We start from the raw sequence: 4,752 nt of genomic DNA, 5'->3' as shown, positions 1-4,752 counted from the left end.
GGGATCGTCGTCATGTTGGGGTGTTCCCACGTGTGGCCGCCGATTTCCATCCCGGCATCCGCGATGCGTTTGGCGCCCGCGGGGTTGGCCGCCACCTTGTTTCCGATCAAGAAGAACGTCGCCTTGGCGTTGTTGTCCTTGAGGATCTGCAACAGCCGGTCGGTGTAGGGGGTCGGCCCGTCGTCGAAGGTCAGCGCCACGCACTTGACCCGCGAACAATCCACATCGTCGGCGTCGGCGCGTTTCACATGACCGGTGAGGGCACCGATCACCAGCACTGTCGCGGCAGCAAGCAAACCGAGAACGGTTCGCCAGTACCGCCAGGCCTGGCTGTCGGGTCGTCTCGGCACGCTGGCAGCCTACCGAAACGCTAGGTCAACGAGGCGGGGCGATTTCCTCCAACATCTCGGTGACCAGCGCGGCAATCGGCGACCGCTCACTGCGGACGAGGGTGATGTGCGCGAATAAGGGGTGGCCCTTGAGCTTCTCGATCACCGCCGCCACCCCGTCGTGGCGGCCCACCCGCAGGTTGTCCCGCTGAGCCACGTCATGGGTCAGCACGACGCGCGATCCCGCGCCCAGCCGCGACAGCACCGTCAGCAGCACATTGCGCTCCAACGATTGCGCCTCGTCGACAATCACGAAGGAGTCGTGCAGCGAACGCCCCCGAATGTGGGTCAGCGGCAAAACTTCGAGCATGCCGCGCGACAGCACCTCCTCCAGCACCGCCGGGCTGGCCAGGCCCTCGAGGGTGTCGAACACCGCCTGCGCCCACGGGCCCATCTTCTCGCTCTCGCTGCCCGGCAAGTAGCCCAGGTCTTGCCCGCCAACTGCATACAACGGGCGGAACACCACCACCTTGCGCTGAGTTCGGCGCTCCAACACCGCTTCGAGCCCTGCGCACAGCGCCAGCGCCGACTTGCCGGTGCCGGCTTTACCGCCCAGCGACACGATGCCCACTGACTCGTCGAGCAGCAAATCGAGCGCCACCCGTTGCTCCGCGGATCGGCCACGAAGACCGAACACCTCGCGGTCGCCGCGGACAAGCTGAACACGTTTGTGGGCGTTGACGCGGCCTAGCGCGTGCGAGCTGCCGCCGAGCAGCCGAACCCCGGTGTGGCAGGGCAGGTCCCGGGCATCGACCAGGTCGATCTCACCGTCGGCGAACAACGCGTCGATATCGTCGACGGCAGTCTCGATCTCGGCCATGCCGGTCCATCCGGAAGTAATGACATCTTGGGCGTGATACTCGTCGGCCGCCAAGCCCACCGCACCGGCCTTGACGCGTAGCGGAATGTCCTTGCTGACCAACGTCACCCGCTTGCCCTCGGCAGCAAGGTTGGCCGCGCAACTCAAGATCCGCGAGTCGTTGCACTCGGTACGGAATCCCGCAGGCAACACCGCCGGATCGCTGTGGTTGAGCTCGACATGCAACGTACCGCCCTGTGTCCCAACAGGAATGGGCTGATCTAGCCGTCCGTACTCCAGCCGCAGGTCGTCGAACAAACGCAAAGCCTGGCGGGCGAACCAACCCAGCTCGTGGTGGTAGCGTTTGGCCTCCAATTCGCTGATTACAACTAAAGGCACCACGACGTGGTGTTCGGCAAAGCGGGTACACGCCCACGGATCGGACAACAGCACGGAAGTGTCGAGCACATACGTCCGAATAGTGTCCTGTGCAACCGACGGCGAATCAGTCACGAAGCGCTCCTGGCGTAACTGCCCGCGCGGCCCCGCGCGGACTGGGCGGGGGCTGCGGCACCAGGACCAGGGCCGGTCCTGCCGTAGTCGTGAGCAAAGGCGCCGCTCGGACAGCAGAGCATGTCGCTAGCCATCGACTGCGACGCTACTCTGGTCGCCGCATGCCCGCCGTGCAGGCGCGCCGGTCGTTACCCGCCTGGCGACCGATGCGGGCCGCGCAACGCCCCGACGGACGAGCCGGGCAATCTTAGCGCTGCACGAACTGCTGCAGCGCAGGTTCGCTGGCCAGGCCCCATTCGGTGATGCGGTCGGAGATGACCTGGCGCAGCTGATCCTCGTCGAAAATGCCTGCCTCAGCGACGTTTCGCAGCTTGTCTTGGTAGGCGTCGATGTCGGCGCCGACGACCTGGAGCTCGGCCGCACGGGCCGCGATAGCGGCGATCGTCTCTTCGCGGCGGTAGTCGAGGCAGTGCGCAACGAGGGCCGAGAAGAACTCCTCATGACGCACCTCGTCCCTGGCGATCCGGTCAATGAGTCCGGCCAGGATGGGCTCCTCGAGCTGGGCCGCCAAGTTGCGGCAGAAAACGGCGTGGCTGCGTTCGGTCAACGCCATGTGCACGAGGGTTTCGATCTGGCTGTAGTGGTCGGCCCGGTAGCCCTTCATCACATATTGCACCCGGGCCTCTTCGTTAGCGGTCGGGTCGACCTCCCGGGTCACCACCAGGTACTGGCGCAGCGCGATCGCGTGATGATGCTCCTCGGCGGTCCATCGGCCGATCCAGCGGCCCCACCATTCCTCGAGGATGAAGTGCTCGACGAACTCACGGTGATGGCCCGCCAGGTTGTCCTTGATCAGCAGCAGGATCTCGCAGGCGTCCATGAAAGGCCGCGGCAGCGTCGCCTGGGAGGGGTCCCAGTCGCGTCCGCCGAGGAAGGCGAAATTCTCGCCGCGGTCGAACGGCACATAGTCGTGGGCGTACCAAATGTCCTCGGTGTTGAGGTGGTGGTCCATCAGCCGTTCCACGACCGGCTCGAGTTCCAGCGTCAGCGCATTAGCAACAGGTTTGACTGCCATAAAAGTTACTGTAACCCGCGTACACAGGTTTCATGAAATCGGGCGCGCCCGCTACCGGTCGACCAGCTTCCAGTCTTCCAAGCCCTCGTACAGCGGGAACTCCCGGGTCAAGCGAGTGACCCGTTCGCGCAGCGCCGGCACGTCGGCCGACTCGCCCGCGGCCAGCGCGGTCCCGATGATGTCCGCGACCTCCGTGAATTCGGCGTCACCGAAACCGCGGGTAGCTAACGCCGACGTGCCCACCCGCAGCCCTGAGGTCACCATCGGCGGGCGCGGGTCGTTGGGGACGGCGTTGCGGTTGACGGTGATCCCGACGTCATGCAGCAGGTCTTCAGCCGCTTTGCCGTCCAGCGGAGAGTTGCGCAGGTCGACCAGCACCAAGTGGACGTCGGTGCCGCCGCTGACCACCGACACGCCAGCATTGGCGACGTCGGAAGCCAATAGTCGCTCCGCAACGATCCGCGCGCCCGACAACGTGCGCTGCTGGCGTTCGGCGAACTCCGGAGTGCCCGCGATCTTGAATGTGACGGCCTTGGCGGCGACCGCCTGCAGCAGCGGTCCGCCCTGCTGGCCGGGGAACACGGCTGAGTTGATCGCCTTCGCGAACTCCTGCTTGCCGAGGATCAGCCCGGACCGAGCGCCCCCCAGCGTCTTGTGCACGGTGGTGGACACCACGTGGGCATGCGGCACCGGCGACGGGTGCAGACCTGCCGCCACCAGCCCGGCGAAGTGGGCCATGTCGACCCACAGCCTCGCACCCACCTCGTCGGCAATGGACCGGAAAGCAGCGAAGTCAAGAATCCGCGGGTAGGCGGACCAACCGGCGATCAGAACCTTGGGCCGGAACTCGCGCGCCTGGGCCCGCACCGCGTCCATGTCGATCAGATGGGTCACCGGATCGACGCCGTAGAACCCCGTCTCGTACAGCTTGCCGGAGAAATTCAGCCGCATCCCGTGGGTCAGGTGGCCGCCGTTGGCCAGGTCCAGGCCGAGCAGCCGCTCCCCCGGTGTCATTAGCGCGTGCAGGATCGCGGCGTTGGCCTGCGCGCCGGAATGCGGTTGCACGTTGGCGAACTCAGCGCCGAACAACGCCTTGGCGCGGTCCCGGGCGATGTTCTCCACCACGTCGACGTATTCGCAGCCGCCGTAGTAGCGCCGGCCCGGCAGGCCTTCGGCGTATTTGTTGGTCAGCACGCTGCCCTGGGCCTGCAGCACCGAGCGCGGCGCGAAGTTCTCGGAGGCGATCATCTCCAAGGTGTTGCGCTGGCGGCCGAGTTCCTTGCCCAGCAGTTCTGCGATATCGGGGTCGACCTCGGCCAACGGGGCGGACATCACGGAGGTGGCGGTGTCAGGTGCGGCGGTCACGGAGGCCAGTCTGACATGCGGGGCCGACGAATTGGGGGCCACGTCGGGCGCCCAGCGGCGATCGCAAGCGCGGCGAAGCCGGGCGCAGCGGGTCGTCGCTATGGAGCTACAACTCCAAGCCTGGGTAGAGCGGATTGGCGGCCAGCAACTCGGCAGCCGCGGCGCGCACCCGGTCCGCGGTCCCGTCGGCCAGCGTGTACTTGGCCTTGGAGGTGCCCACAGGTGCGGTGTTGGTCAGCACGTCGGCAACCAGCTCGGCAACCCGATCGAAGTCGGCGGCACCGAAACCACGGGTGGTCAGCGCAGGGGTGCCGAACCGGATGCCGCTGGTGTACCAGGCTCCGTTGGAGTCGGCCGGGATGGAGTTGCGGTTGGTGACGACCCCGGCGTCCAACAGCGCCGATTCCGCCTGCCGCCCGGTCAACCCGAACGATGTGACGTCCAGCAGCACGATGTGGTTGTCCGTGCCGCCGGTGACCAGCCGCGCGCCGCGCCGCAGGAACCCGTCGGCCAGCGCCTGGGCGTTGTCGGCGACCCGCTGGGCGTAGCTGGCGAACGCGGGCTGCCGAGCCTCGGCCAGCGCAACCGCCTTGGCGGCCATGACGTGCGGC

At 66.7% G+C, this 4,752-nt stretch carries 4 protein-coding genes and 1 pseudogene; all 5 read right to left on the bottom strand.

The genetic code is table 11. The annotated features are described in order from the left end of the window. A partial coding sequence (locus VFA16_RS09325) for a polysaccharide deacetylase family protein (RefSeq protein WP_324967534.1) occupies positions 1-350 on the bottom strand: 350 nt, incomplete at its 3' end. 25 nt (positions 351-375) lie between these two features. After that, complete coding sequence (locus VFA16_RS09320) at positions 376-1,668, bottom strand: PhoH family protein (RefSeq protein ID WP_414687676.1); 1,293 nt, start codon at positions 1,666-1,668, stop codon at positions 376-378. Positions 1,669-1,948: 280 nt separating this feature from the next. Beyond that, entirely contained in the window at positions 1,949-2,776 is an 828-nt protein-coding gene (locus VFA16_RS09315; protein WP_324967532.1) for an acyl-ACP desaturase, read from the bottom strand. 51 nt (positions 2,777-2,827) lie between these two features. Beyond that, a complete protein-coding gene (glyA, locus tag VFA16_RS09310; protein ID WP_324967535.1) occupies positions 2,828-4,108 on the bottom strand; it encodes a serine hydroxymethyltransferase in 1,281 nt (426 codons plus the stop codon). A 139-nt stretch (positions 4,109-4,247) separates the two neighbouring features. Next, positions 4,248-4,752, bottom strand: a pseudogene (locus VFA16_RS09305) (glycine hydroxymethyltransferase); the annotation flags it as partial.

Source organism: Mycobacterium sp., from assembly GCF_035653355.1.
In the GTDB taxonomy this organism is placed as follows: domain Bacteria; phylum Actinomycetota; class Actinomycetes; order Mycobacteriales; family Mycobacteriaceae; genus Mycobacterium.
Note: the sequence above shows the minus strand (reverse complement) of the source record. Positions and strands in the feature narration are given on the sequence as shown.

Coding starts and splice junctions, on each gene's coding strand:
- VFA16_RS09315 (WP_324967532.1), bottom strand. CDS start 2,776: ATGGCAGTCAAACCTGTTGCTAATGCGCTGACGCTGGAACTCGAGCCG.
- glyA (WP_324967535.1), bottom strand. CDS start 4,108: ATGTCCGCCCCGTTGGCCGAGGTCGACCCCGATATCGCAGAACTGCTG.